This is a genomic window from Solidesulfovibrio carbinoliphilus subsp. oakridgensis, from assembly GCF_000177215.2.
In the GTDB taxonomy this organism is placed as follows: domain Bacteria; phylum Desulfobacterota; class Desulfovibrionia; order Desulfovibrionales; family Desulfovibrionaceae; genus Solidesulfovibrio; species Solidesulfovibrio carbinoliphilus.
This window is the reverse complement of sequence record NZ_CM001368.1, coordinates 3,675,922-3,701,247: the sequence shown is the minus strand read 5'-3', so window position 1 is coordinate 3,701,247 and position 25,326 is coordinate 3,675,922. Positions and strand designations below refer to the sequence as shown.

The following is a 25,326-nucleotide window of genomic DNA, read 5'->3' as shown; positions in this document are numbered from 1 at the left end:
TAACATATTTAAATAATTAGTTTTTTCTAAAAAATATTAACATATTTTTTAGCGAACGCCACACTAGCCGGTATGAGCCAAGGATGGCAACCAGCCGAGCCGGGCGCGAAGCAAGGAATGTTTTTCCGAAAGGGCTTCACCCGGAGCGGGTTTCCAAAGGGCCAAGCCCTTTGGCCGCCGGAGGCTTCCCCAACGTCCTCGTCTCAGGCCACCAGGGGCTTGGGAGGCAGCTTCTCAGGCCGGCCCTTGCCCATCTGGATGGCGTGGAGCCGGGCGAATTCGCCGTTTTTGGCCATGAGCTCGTCGTAGGAGCCCATTTCGTGGATGCGCTGGTTTTTGATGACCAGGATCATGTCGGCCCGGCGCATCATCGAAAGGCGGTGGGCGATGACGAAGGTGGTGCGGTTTTGCATGAGCCGGTCGAGGCCTTCCATGATGAGCGCCTCGGTCTCGGCGTCCAGGGCCGAGGTCGGCTCGTCGAGGATGAGAAGCGGCGCGTCCTTGAGGAGTGCCCGGGCGATGGCCAGCCGCTGGCGCTGGCCGCCGGACAGGTTGGCGCCTTTCTCGCCGAGGATGGTGTCGTAGCCCTTGGGCAGTTCCTTGATGAAGTCGTGGGCGTTGGCGAGCATGGCCACCCGCTCCACCTCTTCCCGGCTGGCCTGCTTCTTCCCGTAGGCGATGTTGTCGTGCACGGTCATGGGGAAAAGCTGGGTCTCCTGGAGGACGATGGCGATGTGGCGGCGCAGGCTTTTGAGCGACACGTCGCGCAGGTCCTGGCCGTCGATGACGATGGCTCCCTTGCGGGGATCGTAAAAGCGCAAAAGCAGGCTGATGAGCGAGGTCTTGCCGGCCCCGGTCTGGCCGACGATGGCCACGGTCGAGTTGCCCCGGCAGGTGAAGGTGACGTCGTTTAAGACCATCTTTTCCGGCGTGTAGCCGAAGCTCACGTCCTCGAAGCGGACCTCGCCCGCGGATATGGCCAGATCCGGGGCGCCTTCCCGCTCGGGCACGGCCTCGTCCACGGCCAGGACGTCCATGACGCGCCGGGCCCGGGCCAGCGAGGCCCGGATGCCGGCCACCGTGTCGCTGAGGCTATTTAAGGGCGTATAGAGCGAGGCCAGATAGGCGATGAAAACCAGCAGTTCGCCGGTAGAGAGCAGGCCCTCCAGCACGTGGCGCACGCCGATGTACAGGACGAGCGCCGTGCCGGCGGCGGTGATGCCGGACACCAGCCAGCCGTAGACGGTCTGCAAGGCGTAGAGCGAAAGCTTGCGGTCAAAGGAGTGCTTGGACTCGGCCACGAACTTGCGGCGCTCCTCCTCCTCGCGGCCAAAGGCCTGGACCAGGGTGATGGAGGAGAATATCCGCTCCACCGTGGTGTAGACCTGGGACTCCTTCATGTGGGTCTCGGTGGTCAGGTCGCCGATCTTCCGGGAGACGCGGGAAATGGCCAGGAACAGAAACGGGATGACGCACAGGGCGTAGAGCGTCAGCTCCACGTCCATCTGCAGGCAGACGGCCAGCATGCCGATCAAAAGGGCCGAACTGGTCAGGGTGGTGAAGACGCCGTTCATGAGCAGCGTCTGCACGGCATAGGTGTCGCCCATGATGCGGTAGATGAGGTCGCCGGTGGGCCATTTCTGGTGGAACAGGAGCGACTGGCGCTGCAGGTGGTCAAAGAGGTCGCACCGCAGGTCCTGGACCATATCCTGGCCCATGCGGATGGTCAGGTAGTTGTTGCACAGCTGCACGAACCCGACCAGGAAGTGCACGCCGACCAGCATGCCGACCACGCAGGCCAGCTTCACGCCGAGGGTCATGGCCCCGAGATCGGGCGTCCAGCCGAAGACCACAAGCGGCTTTTGGCCGATGATCTGGTCCACGGCGAGCTTGAGCGGCCAGGGTTTCAAAAGCTCCATGGCGCTGGCCAGGCCGACCAGGAAAAGGCCCAGGAAGAAGAGAAATTTGTAGGGCTTGAGATAGCCCAGCAGCGTGCGGAACATGCTCATGGCGATTGTCCTTGCAACCGGGAGGGGGGGATACACCCCTTCCCGGACTCCCCGGCGGGGACGTGGTCCCCGCACCCGCCGGAAGGCGGCATGCCCTCCGGCCCCCCGGCCGGGCGGGGGTGTTTGCGGCCCGCTCGCCGGTCGCGGCCGGCGTGGCGGGCATACGCCGGCCGCCCCCGGCCACGATAAAGACGTGGCGCGGGGGCGGCGGCTCAAAGGATGCGTTCTAGGCGGCGACGGTTTCGACGGCCGGCTCGGCGGCACCGGCTTCGGCGGCGGCGTCGGCATCCGCGTCCGCCGCCTTCTGCGGCCGGACCACCCGGGCCACCCGCTCGTCTTTCGGCTCGGTCATGGAGCAGCCGGGGCGGGTGACCATCACGTACTGGGTGATGGTGGCGACCAGGGAGGCGGCCCGGTAGAGCCCGGCCACCATCCAGCCGGCCAGGCCGAGGGCCAGGGCGCAGGCGGCCAGGGCGACGGCCGGCTGGACCAGGGCGAAACCGGCGGCCAGCCCGAGGCAGACGGCCAGGGCGGCGGTGGACAGGCCGGACGGCAGGACCGAGCCGGCCATGCGCACGAACCGCTTCTCGCCGCCGTGGTTCTCGACCGTCACCCGCAGCCGGGCGGTGGTCAGCCGGCCGCCCTTGACCGACAGGTCCCAGGGCGGGGTGGCCGAGGAGGCGGCAAAGCCGCTGTCGAGCGCATAGGAAACATCCAGGGTCCGCATGAGGCCGATGATGGACCCAAGCAGCTCGTCGCGCTCCAGGCCCTTGTTGTTCCAGAAAAACCGGTGGAAGGACAGGCGGTGGGCCAGGATGCCGCCGGTGGCGGCCAGGCGGCCGAGGATGCCGACGCGCGGCAGGTCGGCCTCGTCGCAGGCGGCGGTGTCGGCCAGGGGGAGCGGGCAGGCGTTGCGGCCGGCGGCGCTTCGAAGGCCCCACACGGTCTTGTAGCGGGTCCAGCCGCGAAGCACGGGCTGGGCGAGCGTCAGGCCGGCGATGGTCAGGCGCGAGGCCATGGTGTCGTGGCACTCGGGCAGACGGGCCTTGCTCACCCGGTAGGCCACGAAGGCCAGCGTCATGGCGGCCATGACCAGCCCGGCGCCGCCGGCCACGTAGCTCAGGGGCGCAGCCAGCATGGCGGCCACGGCCAGGACCATCCACTCCATGGACAAAGGCAGGTAGGCGGCCAGGCTGCCCTTGGGCTCGTAGAGCGTCTGGAACAGGCCCATGCCGAAGGCCCCGTGGTAGACGATGGGACGGGCGGCCAGAAGGGCGCCCGAGATGTCGCCGTAGATGCGGCCGGCCCAGCGGGAATTGCCGAGCATGTTGAAGCGGGTCTTGTGCTTGGGAAGCAAGAGCGCCTCGGCCCGGCCGTAGCCCTTTTGCTGTTTGAGGTAGGCCGAAACGGTGTTGCGGCGGTGGTGCCACACGGTCATGGCCGCGGAAAAGCCGATGATATGCCCCTGGTCCTGGAGCCGCCAGCAGACGTCCACGTCGTCGCCGGCCGCCCGGTAGGTGGCGTCGAAGCCGCCGATGCCGGCCAGGTATTCCTTGCGGTAGGCCATGTTGCAGCCCGGGATGTGCTCGGCGATCTCGTCGGTCAAAAGGACGTGGGTCGGGGCGCCCGGAGAGACGGCCACGCAGGCGGCGGTCCGGTTGTCCTCCAGCGGGGCCAGGTTCGGGCCGCCGACGGCGATGAAGCGCTCGTCGGTGAAGGCCCAGGCCATGTAGTGGAGCCAGTGCGGGTCCACGTAGCAGTCGGAGTCGGTGTAGGCCACGATCTCGCCCCGGGCCGCGTTCATGCCGACGTTTCGGGCGGCACTGAGTCCCAGGTTCGGCTGGTGGATGACGTGGATGTAGGGCGCGGCCGCGGCGTGGCGGTCGGAAATCTCGCCCGTGGCGTCGGTGGAGCCGTCGTCCACCACGATGACCTCGAAGTGCGGGTAGGCCACCTTGGCAAAGGACTTCAGGCAGCCGTCCATGGTGGATTCGGCGTTGTAGGCGCAGACCACGACGGAAATAAAGGGGGCATTGGCCGGCAGCATGGGCAGCTTCTGGCGGTAGACGTCGGCCACGGCCTTGTAGGCCGGCTTGGGCTTTCGGACGTCGGAGACGATGCCGAACTTCCAGTCCTCGATCAGGTGGCCGCCGGTGTACCACTCGTCGGTCCAGGCGAAGACCATGGTGCCGGAGACGCCGAGCTCGAAGGCGGAGGCCAGCTGCCAGGACAGCGTCTCGGCCACGTGCTCCTCGGAATTGCGCAGGGAGTCCATGCCGAATTCGGACAGGACCAGGGGCAGCTCGCCGGCCACGTTCTGCAGCCGCTTGACGTAGGACCGGAAGGCCTTGGGGTCGTGCAGGTAGACGTTTATCGACAGGAAATCGAGAAACGGCAGGCGCAGGTATTCGGTGGACGGATAGTTGGCGTAGGTGACCATGCCTTCCGGGTCTTCCTCGCGCACGATGGCCGCGAGCTTGGCCAGGAACTTCTCGACCTTGCCGGCGCCGTGCCAGCGCACGATGTGGCTCGGGATCTCGTTGCCGATCAGCCAGGCGAGGATGGCCGGATGGCCGGCCAGGGAGGCGACGGCCTCGCGCACGGTCTTTTGGATGTCTTCCTTGACTTCCCACTGGTCGAGGAAGCACAGGTGCTGGGGCCAGGGGATGCCGACCATGACGCGGATGCCATGCCTGGCGGCGATGTCCAGGAAGCGGCGCGGGGGCACGTAATACACGCGGATGGCGTTGACCCCGGCCCGGCGCATGAGCTCGAAGTCATGGTCCACGGTCGCGTCCTCGGGCAGGGGCTCGCCCCGGGAATTCTCCGGAAACGGCCCGTAGGTGACGCCCTTGATGAAGAACTTGTCCTCGCCGGCAAACAGGTAACGGCCCTTGGCCCGGACCCGCGGAAGGCTCTCGACGCCGGCAAGCCCATCTTCGATCTGGAACATAGCTCCCCTTCTCCTGGTATGGCGATCCCTCGCCTTTTTTCGGCCGCCCGCCCGGCGGTGCGGCGACGTACTTTTCACGTGGCTTGAGCCATTTGGCCAACAGACTCTTTTCATTGATGCATTTGCATTCATGCCCAAGAATCGCGGCCGGCTCGCAGGGGCCGAAAAGCAATTGCCGTGCCAGGATGAAAAAGGTAGCAATGGCGGGGGAGTTAGGTGGAAAGCTTCGTCAGGAGACGTCGGCGGTTACGAAAATTGCCCATGGGATTACGTTATCGTAACCAGCGGGCCTGAAATTGAAAGAGGTGAGTGATCCCGATGTGATAAACGAAGGAGAACGGCGGGCGCAGGCCGCGCGTCCCGGCCCGGCGCGCCGCAAAGCGCAGCCGGGAGGCGCGCGGGACCGCTTGCGCCGGCCGGCGGCCCCGCGGTCAGGAGCGCTGGCCGAGCGCGGCCGCCGTCCGGTCGAGCAGGTCGAGGACCTCTCCGGCGAGCGGCGCCGTCCGGGCCATGTCTCCGGCCCGGGCCGCCTTCTCCAGGTCGTAGGCCGCCTGGCGCAGGGGTTCGGCCAGCATGGTTCCGGCCACGCCCTTGAGCGAATGGGCCAGCCGGGTCAGCCGGGGCATGTCCCCGGTCTCCCGGGCCTGGGTGATGCCGGCCCGGCGCCCCGGCGCTTCCTCGAGAAAGACCCGGAAGATTTCGTCCAGAAGCTCCTGGTCGTCGTCGAAGCGCAGCCGCAGCCTGTCCAGGTCGATCAATACTCCGGTTCCGTCCGTAGGTTCGGGCATGGCAGGCTTCCTTTCCCGGACCGGCCTCAGGCCCGGACCCCGGGCGCATCCGGGGTCACTTCGGCCAGGGCCGGCTGCAAAAAAAGAGTCAGGGCGCAGCCGCCGGCCGGCTGGCCCACGGCCTCCACCGCGCCGCCGAAATCCTCCACCACCTTCTTGACCATGGCCAGCCCCAGGCCGTTCTCGCACTGCCCGCCCTTGTAAAAGGGGCTGAACATGTTCTCCAGATTCTCCCGGCTAAGCCCCCGGCCGCTGTCCGTCACCCGCAGCCGGACCCGCTCCCCGTCCCGGTCGGCGTCAAGGGTGACGAGCCCCCCGCCCGGCAGGGCGGCCACGGCGTTTCTGACCAGATTGACCAGACACTGCTTGAGGAGGGCCGGGTCGAAGGTCACGACCGGCAGATCCGAGGCCAGGGCCACGGCCAGGCCGACGCTTTTGCCCTCGGCCTGGGACCGGGAGGCCTCCACGGCGTCGCCGATGGCCCGGCCCACGTCGGCCACGCCCACGATCCCGCCCACGGGCCGGGCGAATTCCAGGAACTGCTTGAGGAGCGCCTCCATGCGGGTCAGCTCCTCCACCACGATGCCGGCCTTTTCCCGGGCCTTTTGCGGCAGGTCCTCCATGCGCGAAAGCTGGCGGGCGAAACCGCTGGCCGCAAAGAGCGGATTTCGGATCTCATGGGCCAGATACGAGGACAGCCGGCCCACGGTCTCGATCCGCTCGGCCTGCCGGGCGCTTATTTCCCCGACCGTCCGGTCGGTGATGTCCCGGCGAAAGACCACCACGTGCCCGACCTGCCCGGCCGCGTCCTTGATGGGGTAGGAATAGGTGCGGTAATAGCGCAGCCGGCCGTCGGCGCCGAAGACGGTGTGCAGGCGCTCGGCCTTCCTGCCCGTGGTCAGGGACAGGCGGAACGGGCAGCCCGGATCGCCGGGGTCGCAAAAGGACGGGTCGTCCGGGCCGCTGCGCAGGTCCAGGCACGACCGGCCGACCAGCTCCTCCTTGGTCTTGCCAAGGCGCCGCAGGATGTTGCGGTTGAGATCCACCACCTTGCCTGCGGCCGAAATGAGCGCGATGTCCTCCTGGACCTCGTCCACGATGGCTTCGAGCAGAAGCTTCTGGTGGTCCAGGCGCATGCGGCAGTGGGTGCCGACCGACACGGCATGGGACAGGGCGCACAGGATAAAGGAGGCCGTGTTGTCGATCAAAGACGCCCCGGCCGGCATGGCCGCGGTCAGGGCCTTGGAGCACAGGCCGCCTTGCAGGGACACCACCAGGTTGATGTCGGGATGGCGGGCGAAAAGCTCGGCATAGGAGGAATAGAGCGGCACGCCGCGAAGAAGCGGTTCCCCGGGCCTGACGTCGGCGGGGTCGAGCCCGGCCACTCCGGCCAGGCGCATGGGCGGCAGGAATTCCCGGAATTCCTCGCCGGCCACGATTTCGAGGATGGTGTCGAAGCCCGGTCCGCCGCCGACCACGCCGACGAGATATTCCCGCTCTTCGGCGTCGAGCAGGCACGAGGCTTCCCTGGGGGCTTGCGGACCTTCGACCATGCGGGTTCCTCTTTGCAATCAGTCGCTTTCCCGAACCGGCAACATGGCATAAACCTCCTTGACGGTCCATCCCGAAAGCCGGGCCGCCGCCCGCCTCGCCGCTTCCCGGGGCTTGCCCCCGGCCGCCGCCTCCTCGGCCGCCACGGCCCGGGCCGCCGCCTCCGAGGACCGCGCGGCCTGCCCGGGCCCGAGAACCACGGTCACCTCGCCAAGGAGCTCCAGGTCGCGGCCGGCGAAATCCGACAGCCGTCCGGTAATGAACTCCTCGAAGGTCTTGGTCAGCTCCCGGCAGATGACGCACTCCCGGTCGCCCAGGGCGTCAAGGGCCGCGGCCAGGGTCTGGCCGAGCCTCGTCTTGCGTTCGAAAAAAACCAGCGTGGCCCCGGTCGCGCCGAAGCGGGCGAAAAGCTCCCGGCCGTCCGCCGCCCCGCGCGGGGGAAAGCCCAGGAACGAAAACGGATAGGGGGCGATGCCGGCGGCCGAGAGCGCGGCCAGGACCGCCGAGGGTCCGGGCACGGGCGTGACGGCGTGCCCGGCCTCCCGGGCCGCCCGCACCAGCCGGTAGCCCGGATCGGCCAGAAGCGGCGTGCCGGCGTCGGACACCAGGGCCACGTCCGTGCCGGCGGCCAGCCAGCCGAGGACCTGGGGCAGCCGGGCCTCCTCGTTGTGCTCGTGAAAGCTGACCAGCCGGTTGGCCGTGATGCCGAGCGTTTTGAGCAGCGTGCCCGTGCGCCGGGTGTCCTCGGCCAGAACCGTCCCGGCCCCGGCCAGGACCGCGGCCGCGCGCGGCGACAGGTCCAGGGCGTTGCCAAGGGGCGTGGCCACGATCGAAAGCGTTGCCCTGCGGGTGTCCTCCACAAGATCCTCCTTGCCGCCCTGTCGATACAGCCACCACCCGGCCCCGGCAAGGCCTTGCCATTGACAAGGACCGGCAATGGACTACCTTGGCGACGTTTCCTCCGAAGCCTCCACCAAGGCGCGGGGATGTAAGGCATTTCCGAGACCGGAAGTATGGATCGCCGGCCGCCGGCGCCCGGCGAGCGGACAACCACACGAAACGCAAGGACAGATCATGCCACAACAGGTCGTCATCATCGGAGCCGTGGCCCTTGGCCCCAAAGCCGCCTGCCGCTTCAAACGGCTTTCCCCGGACAGCAGGGTCGTCATGCTCGACCGGGGCTCGCGCATCTCCTACGGAGGCTGCGGCATCCCCTACTACGTTTCCGGCGAGGTGAGCGAGGTTTCGGCCCTGCAGTCCACGGCCTTCCACATGGTGCGTTCGCCCGAATTCTTTCGCGACGTCAAGGACGTGGAAGCCCGGCCCGAGACCGAGGCCGTGGCCATCGACCGCGAGAAAAAGACCGTGACCACCCGGCACCTGCCGACCGGCCGCGAGGAGACCTTTCCCTACGACAAGCTGGTCATCGCCACGGGCAGCACGCCGCGCCGGCTGCCCATCCCCGGGCTCGACCTGCCGGGCGTCTATGCCGTCAACAGCCTGGAGGCGGCCGAGGCGATCAAGGCGGCCGTGGCCGGCGGTTCGGTCGGCTCGGTGGCCATTGTCGGCTCCGGGTTCATCGGCCTCGAGATGGCGGTCGCCTTTGCCGACATGTGGGGCCTTGACGTCACGGTCATCGAGCTTTTCGACCAGATCCTGCCCGGCGTGACCAGCCCGACCCTGGCCGGCATGGCCCGGAAGCACATGGAGGAAAAAGGCGTGGCCTTTCGCCTCGGCGAGCAGGTGGCCCGCATCGAGGGCGACGACAAGGCCGAGCGGGTGGTCACGGACAAGGGCGTCATCGAAGCGGATCTCGTCATCGTGTCCGTCGGCGTTGTGCCCAACTCCGAGCTGGCCAAGGCGGCCGGCCTCGCGGTCTCGCCGCGCGGCGGTATCGTGGTCGACGAAACCATGCGGACCTCCGACCCGGACATCTTCGCCGGCGGCGACTGCGTGGAAGTCAAAAACCTGGTCACAAGCCAGCCCATGTTCCTGCCGCTCGGCTCCATGGCCAACCGCCAGGGCCGGGTCATCGGCGACAACCTGGCCGGCGGCCAGTCGCGTTTTCCGGGCGTGGTCGGCTCCTGGTGCGTCAAGCTCTTCGACCTCGGCGCGGCCGGCACGGGTCTCACCCTGGCCGGAGCCAAGCGGGCCGGCTTCGACGCCGTGTCCACCCACATCACGGCCGTGGACCGGGCCCACTTCTACCCGGAGCACGGGCTCATGTCCCTGGAGCTGGTGGCCGAGCGCGGCACCGGCCGGGTCCTGGGCCTCCAGGCCCTCGGCGTCAACGGCGACGCGGTCATCGGCAAGGTCAACACCGTGGCCGCCATGCTGCCGAACATTCCGACCGTTGCCGACGTCTCCAACGTGGAAGTGGCCTATTCCCCGCCTTTTGCCGCGGCCATGGACATCCTGAACACCGTCGGCAACGTGGCCGACAACATCCTGACCGGCCAGAACAAGGGCATCGACGTCACGGAATTCGCCAGGCTGTGGAACCAGGACGACCTCGGCGACGCCTACATCATCGACTGCCGCGAGGAGACGCAAGGCGGGCCGCTGGTGGCCAAGCACCCCGGCCGCTGGCACAACATCCCCCAGGGCCAGCTCAGAAGCCGCCTTTCCGAGGTGCCCAAGGACAAGCGCATCGTCCTCATGTGCAACACCGGGGCCCGCTCCTACGAGGCGCTCACCACCCTCGCCCACATGGGTTTCGAGCAGGTGGTCAGCGTCGAGGGCGGCATGGCCGCCGTGGCCGCCGCCGGCATCGACGTCTAGTCCCTTCCCGCCTTTCCCCGGGGACCGGCCGGCCGGTCCCCGGCCCCTTTTCCTCCCTCCCCCGCTCCAGGGGTCTCCTTTTCCCCAAAATGTCCATTTCCTGCCGCCGCCGGCCCGGCGCGTTGCCGACGCTCCTTCGGCGGCAACCGGCCCCGGGAAAAGAATCGTCCGTCGCGCCCCGCCACGGCCGGTCCGGCGGCCTCTTCGCCTTTCGCCCGCCAAACGGCCAGCCCTGCCGCCTCCACAACCCTGCCTTTACTTGCCTGCCCGAATGCAGTATGGCCACCGCTTCGCAGCAACACAGACGGCAAGTGGTTGCAATAGCAACAAAAGAGACGCCAACGGCCCGCTGTCCGAGGAGACGGCCGTGTCTTTTCGCCGGCAGGCCGCCCGCCGGTCCAAAGGCCCGCATCGTCCGCGCCATGCCCGTGACGCGCGCCGGATCGGCCGCGCGACCGCACACCGCAAGCGCCGGATGCGGCCGGGGGTTCGCCTCCCCGGTCCGTCCGGCCCGGCGCCGCCGTCGTCCGTCGCGCCCCCCCGGAGCCGGCTCGTCGCCGCGGACTCCGGATGCACAGTATTGTCCATGAACCTGCAACGCGAGGAAGGAGTTATGAAACGTTTCACAGTGCCGGTCCTCTTGGCCGTGTTCCTGACGGCCGCGGCCGGCCTGGCCCGGGCGACCACGGAAGTGAAAGTCACCGGCGATTCCCGGGTCTACGGCGTCTATTTCACGGGCCACAACTTCACCGGCTGGAACGACCCGGCCTGGACGTCCAACACCCCGACCTGGAACAGCGCCGGGACCAAGACGGAAGATTCCTTTGAAATCTGGGAACGCATCCGGGTCCGCACCGACTTCGTCGCCAACGAGAACCTCAAATTCCGCCTCGCCACCAAGGTGGACAACACCTGGGGCAACGGCACCTACACCGCCGCCAACCCGGACGTGGCCATCCAGGTCTACCAGGCCTACCTGCAGTTCAAATATCCGGGCACCGAGATCGAGGTGAACGCCGGCTTGCAACCGACCGCCTTCCCCCAGAGCGCCCTTTTCAACGACAGCATCGTCTTCACCGACTGGGCCGCGGCCCTGATCGTCAAGGCCCCCCTCGTGCCCGGCACCGTGGACCTGACGGCCGGCTTCGCCCGCCTGATCGACACCAACCGGACCTACGACACCACCACCACCCAGGTCGGCGACGAACTGGACATGTATTTCCTGACCCTGCCCATCACCACCGAGGGTTTCAAGGTCACGCCGTGGGCGGTGCTCGGCATTGCCGGCAACAAGGCCGGCTACTACACCGCCTACGCCTCCTCCTTCGCCGAGGCCTCCTACGCCGAGGACCTGCTGTCCGCCGGCACCCAGGTCGGCGCCACCGGCTGGAAGAACAACCAGAATCCCTACTACTGGGTGGGCGGCGCGTTCGAAGTCTCCGTCCTCGACCCGGTCAAGTTCTACGCCGACGTCATCAATGGCGGCGGGGCCCTGGAAGACCGCAAGAAGAGCAAGCGGCAAGGCTGGTTCATCGACCTCGGCGCCGAGTACACGGGCTTCGATCTGCTCACCCCCCAGGTCTTCGGCTGGTGGTCCACCGGCGAGGACGCCTCCACGGCCAACGGCTCCGAGCGCATGCCCCACACCCGGCCCAACTGGGGCCCCGGCGGCTCGTTTCTCTTCGACGACAGCCAGGTCTTCGCCCGCAACTCCAACATGGGCATGGACCCGGTCGGGGCCATGGGATTTGGCGCCTCGCTCAACAACATCACCCTCGTCGAAAAACTGTCCCAGCGCCTGACCTTCACCTACATCCAGGGCAACAACTCGCCCCGGGCCATCCGGTCCCTCAACTATGCCCTCGGGTCCAACCCCTACTTCGTCATGGGCCGCGACCTGACCACCAACGAGCACGCCCTCGGCGTCAACTTCGACAGCCAGTACATGATCTACGAAAACCTGGCCGCCCGCATCGAAACCGGCTGGGCCCACGGCCAGTTCCAGAAGAGCGTCTGGGGCCACCGGCTGGCCGACCGGGCCGAGGCCGCCGACACCTGGAAAGTGGCCGTCGGCTTCACCTACAAGTATTAAAGATCGGGGCTCCGCCCCGAACCCCGCCAGGGCTCTGCCCTGGACCCGCCGGGGGGGATCATCCCCCCCGGACCCCCTCGACGGGGTTCGTCGTCCGGGCGGCCGATCTTTCGGGATCGGCCGCTTTTTTTGGGCCCGGCGGTCCACCCGGGGGCCCGGACGGGCCGTGGATGAACGTCTTGTCACGGTGGGGACGCGGCCACATGTTGCCTCGGGTGGGCAGTGTGGACTAGAGGGGGACGGTCCAAGGGCGGGCGGTCCGGCCGGGTGCCGGGGCGGCCCGCCCTCGGCGAAAAAAAAGCCCGCGTCCGGCGGTCCCGTTCACCCCCTACAAGGAGCCGTGTCCATGCCCGCGACCAAGCGGCGCTTCCTGTCCGATCTCTGGACCCTGACCAAACCGTATTGGCAAAGCGAGGAGCGCCTCAAATCCGGCCTGCTCCTGGCCGTCATCATCGGCATGAGCCTTGGCATCGTCTACCTGAACGTGCTCTTTAACGAGTGGAACAACCTCTTTTACAACTCGCTCCAGGAAAAAGACACCGACGCCTTCTTCCGGCTCTTCGGCCGGTTCGCCATCCTGGCCACCATGTTCATCATCGTGGCCGTCTACCAGATCTACCTGCGCCAGATGCTGCAGATCCGCTGGCGGCGCTGGCTGACCGCCCGCTACGCCAAAAGGTGGCTGGATAACCAGGCCTACTACCGCATCCGCTTCGAAGAGGGCCTGACCGACAACCCGGACCAGCGCATCAGCGAAGACATCAACGGCTTCGTCCAGCAGACCCTGTCCCTGACCCTTGGTTTTCTCGAATCCGTGGTGTCGCTGGTTTCTTTTTCCGTCATCCTCTGGAACCTCTCCGGCGACATCCACATCCTCGACATCCAGGTCCCGGGCTCCATGCTCTGGGCCGCCGTGCTCTACGCCGGCTTTGGCTCCTTTCTCACCCACTACATCGGCCACCCCCTCATTCGCCTGAACTTCTTCCAGCAGCGCTACGAGGCCGATTTCCGCTACACCCTCGTGCGCGTGCGCGAAAACGCCGAGGCCATCGCCCTTTACGGCGGCGAGGGGCAGGAAGCCCGGGGCCTGGGCTCCCGGTTCGCCAACGTGGTCACCAACTGGTGGGCCATCATGCGCCGCCAGAAACGCCTGACCTGGTTTTCGGCCGGCTACTCCCAGGCGGCGGTCATCTTTCCCTTTCTGGTCGCCGCGCCCCGCTACTTCTCCGGGGCCATCCAGCTCGGCGGCCTCATGCAGACCGTCTCGGCCTTCAGCCACGTCCAGTCGTCCCTGTCCTGGTTCATCGACGCCTACACGCGGCTGGCCGAGTGGCGGGCCACGGTCGACCGTCTGACCGGTTTTTCGAGCGCCTTAAGCGACCTGGAGGCTCACCGCCACGACGGCCTGACCCGGCGCGAGGTTCCGGCCGGCCAGGATCTGGCCCTGGCCGGCGTGCGCCTCGGCCTGCCCGACGGCCGCGTCCTGCTCACGGACGCCTCCCTCACCCTGCCGCCCGGAGCCAGGGTCATGCTGGCCGGCCCGGCCGGCAGCGGCAAATCGACCCTCTTTCGGGCCATCGGCGGCCTGTGGCCCTTTGCCGCCGGCGACCTGGCCCTGCCGGCCGGGGAACGGGTCCTCTTCCTGCCCCAGCGGCCCTACCTGCCCATCGCCACCCTGGCCGCCGCCCTGGCCTATCCCGACGCGCCCGAAGCCTACGGCGAAAAGCGGCTGGCCGAGGCCCTGGCCGACTGCGGCCTGGGGCATCTGGCGCCCCAGCTCGGCGAGGAGCGCCACTGGTCCCAGGAACTCTCCGCCGGCGAACAGCAGCGCCTCGGCTTCGCCCGGGCGATCCTGCTTGCCCCGCGCTGGCTTTTCTGCGACGAGGCCACCTCGGCCCTGGACGAGGCCTCGGAAAAGGCCCTCTATGCCCTGCTCGTCTCCCGGCTGCCGGACACGGGCATCCTGAGCATCGCCCACCGGCCGGCCCTGGCCGCCTTCCACCAGCGGGTGGTCCGCTTCGCCCCGGCCGGCCCGGACGCGGCCGCCCCCTACCGCCTGGACGAGGCCCCGGTCCCGGCCGCAGCCCCGGAGCCCCAGCCGGCATGAACGCCCTCCACAACATCGACCTTTTCGCCCAGGCCGCCCTCTCGATCGTCTTCGAGGCCCTGCCCTTCCTGCTCCTCGGGTCCCTGGCCTCGGGGCTGGTGGAGGCCTATGTGCCGCGCGAGCGGGTGGAACGGCTGGTGCCCAAGGGGCGGCTGGCGGCCACCTTCTTCGGCCTGGCCCTTGGCGCGGCCACGCCCTGCTGCGAATGCGGCGTGGTCTATCTCGCCCGCCGGCTCATGGGCAAAGGCGTGCCCCCGGGCGCGGCCCTGGCCTTCATGCTGGCCGCGCCGGTCATCAACCCGGTCTCCATCCTGGCCACCCTGGTCGCCTTCCGGGGCGACCCCACCATGGCCGTATGGCGCTGTCTCGTGGTCTCGGTGGCGGCGCTCGCCGTCGGCTGGTTCGCCGGCGGGCAAAAGGCCGAAAGCCTCCTAAAACCCCTGGCCGGCCGCGAACCGGCCTGCGGCTGCGGCCACGACCACGTCCCCGGACAGGCTCACGGCCACGCGGACGGCCATGCCCTGGCCGCGTCTCCGGCGGACGGCCCGGCGCCGCTCTTCGGCTCCCTGGCCGACGCCCTGCCGGTGGCCGCCCTGGGGCCCGATCGCCGGCAGCAGGCCGCCTCGGCCCTGACCCACGCCATGGCCGATTTTCTCGACATGGCCAAGGTGCTGGTCTTCGGCTCCATGGTGGCCGCGGCGTTTAAGGCCTATGTCCCGGCCTCGGTCATCATGGCCATGGAAAACGACCTAGCCCTGGCCATTCCGGGCATGATGGCGCTTGCCGTCGGCCTGTCGCTCTGCTCCCAGGCCGACGCCTTCGTGGCCGCCAGCTTCTCCACCTTTCCCCAGGCGGCCAAACTGGCCTTCCTGGCCCTTGGCCCCATGCTCGACCTCAAACTCGTGCTCATGTGGCGGCAGGTCTTCACGCCCCGGCTGGTGCGCGTCCTGGCCTGGGTGCCGGCCGCCATCGTCTTTGTCGTCTGCGTCGCCCTGGGCCTGGCCACCGGAGGCGCGTCATGACCCGCCGTTTCCACGCCCTTGCCGCCCGCCTCGACGGCCTGGCCATGCTGGCCCTGGCCGGCTTTCTCCTCTGGCTGGCTGCGGCCGGCAACTACTGGATGTTTTTAAACCCTAAATTCGCGCCCCTGACTCTCGGCGCCGCCACCGTCCTGGCCATCCTCGGCGCCTTTGCCGCCATCCGGCCCGTGTCCCGGCCAAGCCTCGGCCGGGCCGCCTGCTACCTCTGTCTCCTGGCCATGATCGTCCTGACCCAGGGCGGCGTCCAGGCCCTCTCCGGCACGATCGACAGCGATCCCTTTAGCGTCGCCCCGACCCTGCCCGCCCCCGAACCCGCCGGCCCCGTCCCCTCCCGCCTGGTCGCGCTTGGCCGGGAGTACATCCCCATCAATACCGGCGAACTCTACGACATCGCGGCCAAAGGCCACGCCGAGGCCTTCGACAAACCCTACGCCATGCGCGGCACCGTCCACCGCGACGCCGCCCTCGACGCCAAGGGCGAATTCGTGCTCTACCGTCTGGCCGTCTGGTGCTGCTACGCCGACGGCACGGCCGTGGGCTTTCGCGTCCGGCTGCCCCAGGGCGCCACGCCCCCGGAAGACAAGAGCTGGGTCGTGGCCTACGGCCGCCTGGCCGACGCGCCCCAGGACGAACGCAACGAATACACCCTGCCCGGCCAGGCCTTCTCCTCCATCGCCCAGGCCGCCCTCTTCGCCACCGACCACCTGGAAAGCGCCCCGGTCCCGCCCGAGCAGGTCTACATGTACCAGTGGAAGACCAGCGAACCGTACGCTTTTTGAGAAGAGGGAAGAGGCCTCCGGCGGCCGGGGGGGATCATCCCCCCCGGACCCCCCGAAAGGGGCGTATTCAAATAGGGAAAGCGGGTGGGAATGCGGTTGCGCACGGGCGTGGGTCGGTGTGGCCGACTTCGCCGTGCCTCCCATCCCCCGGTGGGGAGGGTCCGGGAGGGGGTCACCCCCTCCCGGCCGCCGGAGGCATCTTCCTCTTCCCGCAACCCTCCTCCCCACTCCCGCCTCCCGGCTCCAGGGGCACGCTCCCCGGCTCCGTCAGCTCCTTGATGATGGCGCACTGGTCCACGGGCGTGACCCCGGTGCACAGCTCCCGCAGGGCCAGCAACTGGCCTTGCAGGGCCTGAAGCCGGGCGATGCGGTCGGCGATGTGGCCGATGTGCGCCCCAAGGACCGTGACCACCTCGCCGCAGTCGTGGCCGGTGCCGTCCAGGACGGCCAGAAGCAGCCGGATCTCGTCCAGGTTCATCTCCAGAGCCCGGCAGTTGCGAATAAAAGTCAGCCGGGCCAGATGCACGGCGTCGTAGAGCCGGTAGTTGCCTTCGGTGCGGGCCGGCTCGGCGAGCAGTCCCTCCCGCTCGTAAAAACGGACGGTGTCCGGCCGGCAGCCGGTCCGCCTGGCCAATTCGCCGATGCGCATATTTTTTCCCTCCGAGAAAAAAGGGCTTGACCCTGTAGTCGCTCCAGGGTGTCTCATAGGGCCGTCCCAGGCAAGGAGGATCTGCCATGTCCGCCCACGACCATTCCCATGGCTCCGGCCATGTCCCGCTCGAACCGCTTGATGCCGGCCGTCCGGCTCCCTGCTGCTGCGGCGACGGCGCCTGCCCGACTGGGGCGGCCGCCCCCCGGGACGACGGTCCCGCGCCCGAGGCCGCCCGCAGCGACACCTTTCGCATCGAGGCCATGGACTGCCCGGTGGAGGAGCGGATGATCCGCAAGGTCCTGGCCGACATGCCGGGCGTGGCCGGGCTGCGGTTCAACCTGCTGGCCCGGGAGCTGACCGTGCACCACGACCTGCCGGACACGGCCGCCATCATCGCGGCCGTGGCGGCGCTCGGCATGGAGGCCGTGCCGGTCACGGCCAGGGGGGCGGCCGCCCGGATGGCCGCGCAACCGGCCGGCGCCTGGATCACGCCGGTCCAGGGCGCCGCCCTGACCATGGCCGTGCTGGCCGAGGTGGCCGAATGGCTCGGCTGGGGCCGGCCCTGGCTGCCGGCTGTCTGCGCCCTGGCCGCCATCCTGGCCTGCGGCCTGCCGATTTATAAAAAGGGCTTTATCGCGCTCAAAAACCGCAACCTGAACATCAACGCGCTGATGAGCATCGCGGCCACAGGGGCCCTGCTCCTCGGCCAGTTTCCCGAAGCGGCCATGGTCATGGTCCTTTTCGCCATTGCCGAAGAAATCGAGTCCTATTCCCTGGCCCGGGCCAACGGTGCGGTCACGGCCCTGCTCGCCCTGGCCCCGGAGCAGGCCACCGTGCGCCGCCCGGACGGCGGGTTTGCGACCGTGCCGGCGGCCGAGGTGCCGGTCGGAGCCTTCGTGCGGCTGCGGCCCGGCGAACGGGTGCCGCTTGACGGCGTGGTGGCCGAGGGCCGCTCCGCGCTCGACCAGTCGCCCATCACCGGCGAGAGCCTGCCGGTGGAAAAGAGTCCCGGAGACGCGCTTTACGCCGGCACCATCAACCAGGAAGGCGAGCTGCTCCTGGTCACCACCGCCCGGGCCGACGACTCGACGCTCGCCCGCATCACCCGGGCCGTGGTGGCCTCGCCGGGCAAGGAGGCCCGGACCCAGCGGTTCGTGGACAGGTTCGCCGCCGTCTACACGCCGTCGGTCTTCGGCTTCGCCCTGCTCGTGGCCGTGGTGCCGCCGCTTTTGTTCGGCGGCGCGTTTGCCGACTGGATCTACAAGGGGCTGGTCCTCCTGGTCATCGCCTGCCCCTGCGCCCTGGTCATTTCCACGCCCGTGTCCGTGGTCAGCGGTCTGGCCGCCGCCGCAAGGCGCGGCATCCTGATCAAGGGCGGGCTTTTCCTGGAACAGGGCCACGCCATCGGCACGGTGGTCCTCGACAAGACCGGCACGCTGACCACCGGCCGGCCGGTGCAGACGGATTGCGTCAATCTCGCCGGCCAGGCCTCGGACAACCGGGCCGTGGCCGCGAGCCTGGCCGGCCGCTCGGACCATCCCGTGTCCCGGGCCGTGGCCGCCGCCGCCACCGACGACGCCGTGGTCCCCCGTCATGTGGCCGATTTCACGGCCCTGCCCGGCCTCGGCGTCCGGGGGACCATCGACGGCAAGACCTACCACCTGGGCAACCACCGGTTGATCGAAGAGCTCGGCCTGTGCTCCCCGGCCCTGGAAGAGCGGCTGGCCGCCCTCGAAAACACGGGCAAAACCACCGTCCTTTTGGCCGACGCCACCGGCGTGCTGGCCCTTTTCGCGGCCGCCGACGCCCTTCGCGGCCACAGCCGGGAGGCCGTGGCCGCGCTCCATGCCCTGGGCGTCGAAACGGTCCTCCTTTCCGGCGACAACGCCCACACCGTGGCGGCCATTGCCCGGGAAGTCGGCATCGACGCGGCCCGGGGCGACCAGATGCCGGCCGACAAGGCGACCGCCGTGGACGAGCTGACCGGGAAAGAGGCCGGCCCGACGGACAGGCGGCGGCTCGTGGCCATGGTCGGCGACGGCATAAACGACGCCCCGGCGCTCGCCCGGGCCGACATCGGCTTCGCCATGGGTGCGGCCGGCACCGACGCGGCCATCGAGACGGCGGACGTGGCCATCATGGACGACGACCTGCGAAAGCTGGCCGCTTTCATCCAGCTCTCCCGGGTCACGGTGACGACGCTCAAGCAGAACATCGCCCTGGCCCTCGGCCTCAAGGGACTGGTCCTCGTGCTGACCTTTTTCGGCTACGGCTCCATGCTCCTGGCCGTGTTCGCCGACATGGGCACAAGCCTGCTTGTCATCGCCAATGGACTGCGTTTGTTAAGGAAGTAGGAAAAGAAAAGAATGCCTCCGGCGGCCGGGAGGGGATTTTCCACCCCCTCCCGGACCCTCCCCAACGGGGTGGATGTTCCTTCGCACGTCACCAGAAATTCGTTTGACGCCTGTGGCCGGTCTCCGTATGCCGGGATAGGACTCGAAAATCCTTACCCGAACAGAGGGAGACGTTTTATGTGCAAGGATCTGGCAGGAAAAATCGCCCTCGTCACCGGCGGCTCGCGCGGCATTGGCGCGGCCACGGCCCGGGCCCTGGCCGAACACGGCGCGGATGTGGCCATAAGCTACGTGGCCTCGGCCGATAAGGCCCAGGCGATGGTCAAGGAATTGGAGGCGTTTGGGGTGCGCGCGGCGGCCTTTGCCGCCGACCAGGCCGATCGCGCCGGCGCGGCCGGCCTCGTCGCCGCCGTGGTCGAACGGTTCGGCCGGCTGGACATCCTGGTCGTCAACGCGGGCGTGGGCACCTTGAGCCCCCTGGACGACGAGGCGCCGGACCTGGCCGCCCTGGACCGGGAATACGCGGTCAACATGACCGGCGTGGCGGCCCTCGTCCGGGCCGCGGCCAGGGTGATCACCGACGGCGGGCGCATCGTGCTGGTCGGTTCGACCGCGGCCGTCCGGCTCGGCTTCCCGGGGTTTGCCGACTACGCCGCCACCAAGGGCGCGGTGGCCGCCTTCGCCCGGGGCGCGGCCCACGACTTGGCCAAGCGGAACATCACGGTCAACGTGGTGCAGCCCGGTCCCATCGAAACCGACATGAATCCCGACTCCGGCGACTTCGCCGCCATCGTGAAGGCCATGACCGCCTTCAAGCGCTACGGGCGCCCCGAGGAGGTGGCGGCCGGCATCGTCTTTTTGGCCGGCCCGGCGGCGTCGTACATCACCGGGGCCACGCTCAACATTGACGGCGGCTACTGCGCGTAAGTGCATCGCCCCAGGCCCGTCTCCTCTTTGACCGCCCCGGGCGGGACGGTGGAAAGCCGCCACATGGCCGGGGCCGGAATCGGGACGCCAGCGGCCGCTCGTTATGCCGCAGGCCCGCCATGGACCAAGGCCTATAGTTTCCCACGCAAGCAGCCGATAGGAAACGTGATGACTGACGCGAAAATAGGCATGAATAAATGAAATTCGATGAGGGATGCGGGTGATCGGCATGGACATCGGAAGCGCGACCGCTTCGTTCGCGGCCCGGACGGCCTGGAAGCAAGCGTCGTCCGCGACCACCCCGCCCCAGACCGGCGCGGCGGACAACCACGGCTACCAGCGGAGCATGGGGACCACGGCCTCGAAGACGTCGCATCTGCTGGCCAACAACTTCGTCACAACCGACTCCACCCCATCGAAATACATAACAGCGACTCTTTCAAGTCTCGAAACCGCTAACAGCTTCGGGGACAGAATGGGGGCTCTGCTCGACGGGCTTTCCGCCCAGTACTCCCTCCTGCAATCCACGACGCAGGTTTCCAGCGGGGATGGAACGTACGTCGCCGCAACCCTTATGCAGCACCGGGTGGAAGACGGAGTGAAGCGCACGACCGAGGACGAATTCGCGGACGAGTCGGCCAGGAACCTGGACGACCTCAAGGAAGACATCGAACAGCGGGCGGAAGAAGCGACCACGCCGCAGGACGAAACGACCGAAGGCGGCCAGACCGACACGACCGGGAAGACCGATGCCTCCGCAGCGGCCGACGCCGGAACAAGCGCCGGCGCCCAAGACGCGGCATCTTCCGAATTCCCCACGACGCCGGCCACCGAAACCGCCGGGGAAAACGCCGCGCAGCCTTCCCCGACATCCTCCGAAACGCCTGCCGATGCGGCCACGGCGGCAGCACCGGCCGCCGTAATGAACGTCCCTGGCGCGGCCTACGCCGTACAGCAGGCCGCCCAGACGCCGTCCGCGCCCGCTTCCGTGGATATGATGGCCTGACGCCGCCCAGACGCCCCTTCCCTACAACGTAAAAAATAAAAACGGGCCGCAAGGAAAAACTCCCTGCGGCCCGTCATCGTTTCGGGAAACGGCTGTCTAAAACGGCACGTCGTCCATGCCCGAGGCTTCGGAGGGGAAGGCCGGGCCCTGGTCCTCATCCGGATAGGGCTGCTGCCGGGAGCCGCCCGACTGGCCCTGGCCGCCGTAGTTCCCGCGCGGCGCGCCGCCCTGACCACCGCCGCCACCTCCCTGCTGGGGGGCGCGGCGGGGCTGGAAGCCGCCCTCCTCGCCCATGGGGGCCTCGGACGCCTGGCCACGGGAATCAAGCCCCTGGACGGTATGGCCCGGGCCGGTCACCACCACCTCGGTGGTGTAGCGCTTCTGCCCTTGCTGGTCTTCCCAGCTGCGGGTGCGAAGCGTCCCCTCGATGTAGACCAGACGGCCCTTTGTCAGGTAATTGTTGCAGAATTCCGCCGAGCGGCCGAACACCTTGACCCGGTGCCACTCGGTCTTTTCCTGCTTGTTGCCTTCGCGATCCTTGTAGGACTCGTCCGTGGCCACGCTGAACTCGGCCACCGGGCTCCCGGAGGCCAGATAGGTGAGCTTGGGGTCCTGGCCGAGCCGGCCGACCAGAATGACTTTATTGATGCTTCCGGCCATGCCGGCCTCCTTCGCGCGCCGCGCGGGATGGTAAAAAAAGTTATTTGCCGGGCGCGAACTTTTCGAGCTCGGCCAGGGCGTCTTCCAGATCGTAGGTGAGCCGGTCGGCGGTCTTGGGGTCGCGGTCGCCAAGGGCCGCCTCCAGGGCGGCTTTGAGAGCCATGGCCCGCTCCACTCCGGGCAGAAGGGCCGCCCGGTCCGAGCCCGGCAGGTCGCCGAGGCGCACCCGGTCGTCCAGGGCGTCGGTCAGCTGGAGGAGCCCCTTGGGCCCCCCGGCCGGGGTCGCGGCCGGGGGCCAGGCCAGGGCGTAGAGTTTGGCGTAGCGATCCTCGGCCGCAGTCTCGTCGTAGGTGGCGACCGTCACTCGGACTTGCAGGAACTTGCCCATGGCTACTCCCCTTCTTCCCAGTCCGTGCGCACCCGGTTGACCACGTCCTGGATCAGATCGGTCTGGGATTCGGGACAGACGCCAACGAGCGGCGCGCCCTGGTCCACGTTCTGGTCGTACTGGAAATAGACCGCGTAGATGATGCCTTCCGGGCCTTCATACACAAGCGGCTTCTCCCGCTTCATCCGGGAGACGATGAAAAGCTCCATGCCGGGCTTGACCGTGACCGAGCGGGGGCCCGAGGCCTTGATCTTCTTGTCCACGCTCGGGATGAAGTAGTACTTGGCCCGCTCGGGGGCGCTGAACAGATGCAGCACCTTTTTTAAGATCGAGGCGATGACCTCGTCTTTGGACAGGAAGTGGCGGATGACCAGAAGCGGCGTGCCGGCTTCGACAAAAGTGCCTTCCAGCTCCCGGCGCACCTCGCCGACAACCCCCTTGGCGTCGGCGAAAAGGGGCTTGTCGTTGCGTTCGCGGGTCAGCTTGGCGAGAAGCGTGCCCGGCTTTTCGTCGTAGGTGCCGGACACCCCGGCCACCCGGGTGCCGGGCTCGACGCCGGCGAAGCGGACCGTGCCGGTGTGCGGGGCCGTGACCACGATCTCCTCGTAGGGCGCGGCCTTGATGTCTTCGAGCAGGGCTTTGACGTCGATCACGATCTTCCCCCCTCGGCCGCCTTGGCGCGGCTTTGGAGTTTCATGGGTTGTTACATCGCTGCGGCAGGTTGCGCAACCAGCCGGAGGGAAGAGGAAGATGCCTCCGGCGGCCGGGAGGGGGTCACCCCCTCCCGGACCCACCCGAATGGGGCGACAGGCCCCCGCGCAACTCGCGAAGCCGGCCAAAAGTTTTTGGGAAGGGGTCCGGGGGAACCCTTTTTTCAAAAAGGGTTCCCCCGGCCGCCGGAGGCATCTCCCTCTTCTGCTCCCCTACCGGTAGTACAGATTCCGGCCGCCGATCGTCAAAAGAACCTGCTTTAAGTTCTTGCGGATCTCGCGGCGGTCCCAGATGCCCTGGATGTGGCCCCGGGCCAGGGCGTTGTGGGCCCGGTGGTAGTCGGGCGGGATGTCGATGCCGGTGGTTTCCTTGATGACGCCCGGCCCGGCGAAGCCGATGTTGGCCGAGCGGACCGAGAACTGGTAGGGTGAACAGCCAAGGAAACTGGCCACCGGGCCGGCGTAGGAATTGGTGTCGTAAAGGACCACGTAGAGGCCGCCGGCCTCAATGTAGCGGCGCACGGCCAGGGTGACCCGGGGCATCTGGATGAGCCCGTTTAGGCTCTCCTGGATGCGGATGCCGGCCGTGCCGTGGACATAGGCCAGAAACGGGAAATGGCGGCGGCGGGCCCGGGCCAGGGCCCGGATGAACTTCTCACCCTCGGCCGCGCCGACCGAGCCGCCGCGAAAGGCGGAATAAAGGACGGTGGAGACGATCTTGATCCCGTCGATCTTGGCGTCAAGGGACACGCAGCCGGACTTGCGGCCGGTCTTCTCCTTGGCCGCGTCGAGCTTGTCCTCGAAGCCGGGGTAGTCGAGGGGGTTTCCGGCCTCGATTTCGGCGTCGTATTCCACCACCGAGGCCGGGTCGAAGACGTTGCCGAGTACCCACTGGTATTCCATGGGAAAGTGGTGGCCGCAGTGGACGCACACGCCGGCGAAGTCGCCGTAGAGGTCCGGGGCCCACAGGTCCGGGCAGCCGTAGGTCTTGGATTCCGGGCAGGTGACGGCCTTGTCCTCGGCGGCCTTGGGGCTGACGTAGCGCCAGCCGAAGTCCTCCAGGCAGGCTCCCTGCTCGGGCTGGGACAGTTCGACCAGCATGCGGCTTTTTTCCGGGTCGCAGACGACCGGCGCGTTCTTGTCGCGGCCCTTTCGCAGCGGCGCGGTCAGCCGGTTGCCCACGAGCCGGACTTCGGCTTCCAGGTCGCCCACGGTCTTGGCCAGCCGTTTGGCGTGCTTGCCGAGAAAGTCGTAGCGGATAAACGAGTAGCCGGACCACAGCAGGCTCTGGGCCCGGGAGGCCATGCGCGCGCCCGAAGGCTGGCCGTCGCGGAAGGCCGTTTCGGACATGCGGCGGTACTTGCGGTAGCGCCGCCAGACCAGCCGGTCGGCCGCGGCGTCGTCGAGGGTCCAGCGCACGAACATGCTTTCGGCGTCATTGTCCTTGCGACGGGAGGCGACCATGGCCCGGAAGAGCTTGAACCCGGCGATGCCGAGAAAGACTTGGTCCGTGGCCCGGACGACCTCCTGGCGCAGGTCCTTGAAGAAATCGTAGTGATGGGGCCGGGCGCCAAGGGGCGGCTCTTCCACCACCTTGTCGATATAGCCCATGCGCAGGTTGTCGGCGGCGGTGATGTTGAGCCGCTTGGCGCAGGCCTCGATCAGCTCCGGCGCCACGCGCTGGCCCTGGCGGATGCCGGCCTCGATGGCGGCCGCCCCTTCCGGGGAGATGACCGAATAGTAGCCGCGCGAGAGCATGAGGCGCACGTCGGAAAGGCCGATGGCCTCGGCCCCGCCCGAGCCGCCCTCGGAGATGACGGACACGACCGGCACGCGAAGGCCGCCCATTTCGTAGAGGTTGCGTGCGATCTGCTGGGCCGCGCCCGGGAAATCCTCCACCGGATAGGCGCCCGGGGTGAAGACGTAGGTGTGGATGGGAATCCGCTCGGTCTCGGCCACCTTCATGTATTGCAGGGCCTTGGCGTTGCCCCAGGGCTTGACCGAGCCGCCGTTTCTGAATTCCTGGCCGTGGCCCTTCTCCTGGCCAATGACCATGACGGGCTGGTTTATGACCTTGTCGCCCCGGCGGCGGGTGATGTAGGCCCGGGCGATCAGCATGCTCGGGTCGATGGAGTATTCGTCCTGGCCGCCGATCTCGGTGTAGTTGTCGTAGACGTTTTCGAGGATGTCCTTGAGGCTCACGCGGGCCGGGTGGCGGACGATGCGGACCATGTCCATGGGGATGAGCTCGTCGTCGAGCTTTTTCTCCAGGAAGACGAACAGATCCTCGATCTGCCGCAGCATCTGGGCTTTTTCGCCGGGCGCAACCTCGGCCCTGGCGGCGAATTCGCCGAGCCGGGCCTGCATGAGCGCGATGTTGGCGTTTTCCCGGCCGCCGAAGACGTCTTTTATGTAGCTTAGGCGATCAGTCAGTTCGACGATGCGCTTTTCGATTTCCATAATGGCGTATTCCCGAAAACGCCGGTCCGCAAGCCGGCCGGCGGCCGGCTCTGCGCCGGACGCGGCCCG

At 68.0% G+C, this 25,326-nt stretch carries 18 protein-coding genes; 8 read left to right on the top strand and 10 right to left on the bottom strand.

What is annotated here, in order from left to right; all coding sequences use genetic code 11:
* Positions 1–203: 203 nt before the first annotated feature.
* From DFW101_RS16230 to rsmI, 5 genes are all read right to left on the bottom strand, one after another.
* A complete protein-coding gene (locus tag DFW101_RS16230; protein ID WP_009182602.1) occupies positions 204–2,009 on the bottom strand; it encodes an ABC transporter ATP-binding protein in 1,806 nt (601 codons plus the stop codon).
* 226 nt (positions 2,010–2,235) lie between these two features.
* Entirely contained in the window at positions 2,236–4,962 is a 2,727-nt protein-coding gene (locus DFW101_RS16225; protein WP_009182601.1) for a glycosyltransferase family 2 protein, read from the bottom strand.
* Between the two features lie 431 nt (positions 4,963–5,393).
* Positions 5,394–5,750 carry an Hpt domain-containing protein gene (locus DFW101_RS16220; RefSeq protein ID WP_009182600.1) on the bottom strand — a complete coding sequence of 119 codons (357 nt, stop codon included), beginning with the start codon at positions 5,748–5,750 and terminating at the stop codon, positions 5,394–5,396.
* Positions 5,751–5,776: 26 nt separating this feature from the next.
* The gene (locus DFW101_RS16215) at positions 5,777–7,303 is read right to left on the bottom strand and encodes a sensor histidine kinase (protein WP_009182599.1); all 1,527 of its coding nucleotides are present in this window, start codon (positions 7,301–7,303) and stop codon (positions 5,777–5,779) included.
* Between the two features lie 18 nt (positions 7,304–7,321).
* Complete coding sequence (rsmI, locus tag DFW101_RS16210) at positions 7,322–8,161, bottom strand: 16S rRNA (cytidine(1402)-2'-O)-methyltransferase (RefSeq protein ID WP_009182598.1); 840 nt, start codon at positions 8,159–8,161, stop codon at positions 7,322–7,324.
* A gap of 214 nt (positions 8,162–8,375) precedes the next feature.
* Here rsmI and DFW101_RS16205 point away from each other — a divergent pair, with 214 nt between their 5' ends.
* From DFW101_RS16205 to DFW101_RS16185, 5 genes are all read left to right on the top strand, one after another.
* The gene (locus DFW101_RS16205; RefSeq protein WP_009182597.1) at positions 8,376–10,082 is read left to right on the top strand and encodes an FAD-dependent oxidoreductase; all 1,707 of its coding nucleotides are present in this window, start codon (positions 8,376–8,378) and stop codon (positions 10,080–10,082) included.
* A 613-nt stretch (positions 10,083–10,695) separates the two neighbouring features.
* The gene (locus DFW101_RS16200; protein ID WP_009182596.1) at positions 10,696–12,174 is read left to right on the top strand and encodes an outer membrane homotrimeric porin; all 1,479 of its coding nucleotides are present in this window, start codon (positions 10,696–10,698) and stop codon (positions 12,172–12,174) included.
* A 346-nt stretch (positions 12,175–12,520) separates the two neighbouring features.
* Positions 12,521–14,281 (top strand): ABC transporter ATP-binding protein/permease, encoded by a 1,761-nt coding sequence (locus DFW101_RS16195; protein ID WP_009182595.1) that lies wholly within the window; start codon positions 12,521–12,523, stop codon positions 14,279–14,281.
* Positions 14,278–15,303, top strand: a complete 1,026-nt coding sequence (locus tag DFW101_RS16190) for a permease (protein WP_009182594.1) — start codon at positions 14,278–14,280, stop codon at positions 15,301–15,303. The genes DFW101_RS16195 and DFW101_RS16190 overlap by 4 nt, the downstream gene beginning before the upstream one ends.
* Positions 15,300–16,100: a TIGR03943 family putative permease subunit gene (locus DFW101_RS16185; protein WP_009182593.1), complete on the top strand. Its 801-nt coding sequence runs from the start codon at positions 15,300–15,302 to the stop codon at positions 16,098–16,100. The genes DFW101_RS16190 and DFW101_RS16185 overlap by 4 nt, the downstream gene beginning before the upstream one ends.
* A 172-nt stretch (positions 16,101–16,272) precedes the next feature.
* Here DFW101_RS16185 and DFW101_RS16180 read toward each other — a convergent pair whose 3' ends face one another.
* The gene (locus DFW101_RS16180) at positions 16,273–16,749 is read right to left on the bottom strand and encodes a Cd(II)/Pb(II)-responsive transcriptional regulator (protein ID WP_009182592.1); all 477 of its coding nucleotides are present in this window, start codon (positions 16,747–16,749) and stop codon (positions 16,273–16,275) included.
* 86 nt (positions 16,750–16,835) lie between these two features.
* On the opposite strand from DFW101_RS16180, the gene DFW101_RS16175 reads away from it, so the two are divergent.
* From DFW101_RS16175 to DFW101_RS16165, 3 genes are all read left to right on the top strand, one after another.
* Positions 16,836–19,106 (top strand): heavy metal translocating P-type ATPase, encoded by a 2,271-nt coding sequence (locus tag DFW101_RS16175; protein WP_009182591.1) that lies wholly within the window; start codon positions 16,836–16,838, stop codon positions 19,104–19,106.
* A gap of 177 nt (positions 19,107–19,283) precedes the next feature.
* Complete coding sequence (locus tag DFW101_RS16170; protein WP_009182590.1) at positions 19,284–20,033, top strand: SDR family NAD(P)-dependent oxidoreductase; 750 nt, start codon at positions 19,284–19,286, stop codon at positions 20,031–20,033.
* A gap of 229 nt (positions 20,034–20,262) precedes the next feature.
* Positions 20,263–21,039: a hypothetical protein gene (locus DFW101_RS16165; protein ID WP_232286091.1), complete on the top strand. Its 777-nt coding sequence runs from the start codon at positions 20,263–20,265 to the stop codon at positions 21,037–21,039.
* A gap of 96 nt (positions 21,040–21,135) precedes the next feature.
* On the opposite strand, the gene DFW101_RS16160 is transcribed toward DFW101_RS16165, so the two are convergent.
* The 4 genes from DFW101_RS16160 to DFW101_RS16145 all read right to left on the bottom strand — a co-directional run bounded on the left by DFW101_RS16160 (position 21,136) and on the right by DFW101_RS16145 (position 25,257).
* The gene (locus DFW101_RS16160; RefSeq protein WP_009182588.1) at positions 21,136–21,699 is read right to left on the bottom strand and encodes a single-stranded DNA-binding protein; all 564 of its coding nucleotides are present in this window, start codon (positions 21,697–21,699) and stop codon (positions 21,136–21,138) included.
* Positions 21,700–21,739: 40 nt separating this feature from the next.
* Positions 21,740–22,087, bottom strand: a complete 348-nt coding sequence (locus DFW101_RS16155; RefSeq protein WP_009182587.1) for a hypothetical protein — start codon at positions 22,085–22,087, stop codon at positions 21,740–21,742.
* A gap of 2 nt (positions 22,088–22,089) precedes the next feature.
* On the bottom strand, positions 22,090–22,740 hold the full coding sequence (locus DFW101_RS16150; RefSeq protein WP_009182586.1) for a hypothetical protein: 651 nt from the start codon (positions 22,738–22,740) through the stop codon (positions 22,090–22,092).
* 270 nt (positions 22,741–23,010) lie between these two features.
* Positions 23,011–25,257 carry an acetyl-CoA carboxylase carboxyl transferase subunit alpha/beta gene (locus DFW101_RS16145; RefSeq protein WP_009182585.1) on the bottom strand — a complete coding sequence of 749 codons (2,247 nt, stop codon included), beginning with the start codon at positions 25,255–25,257 and terminating at the stop codon, positions 23,011–23,013.
* Between the last annotated feature and the right edge of the window lie 69 nt (positions 25,258–25,326).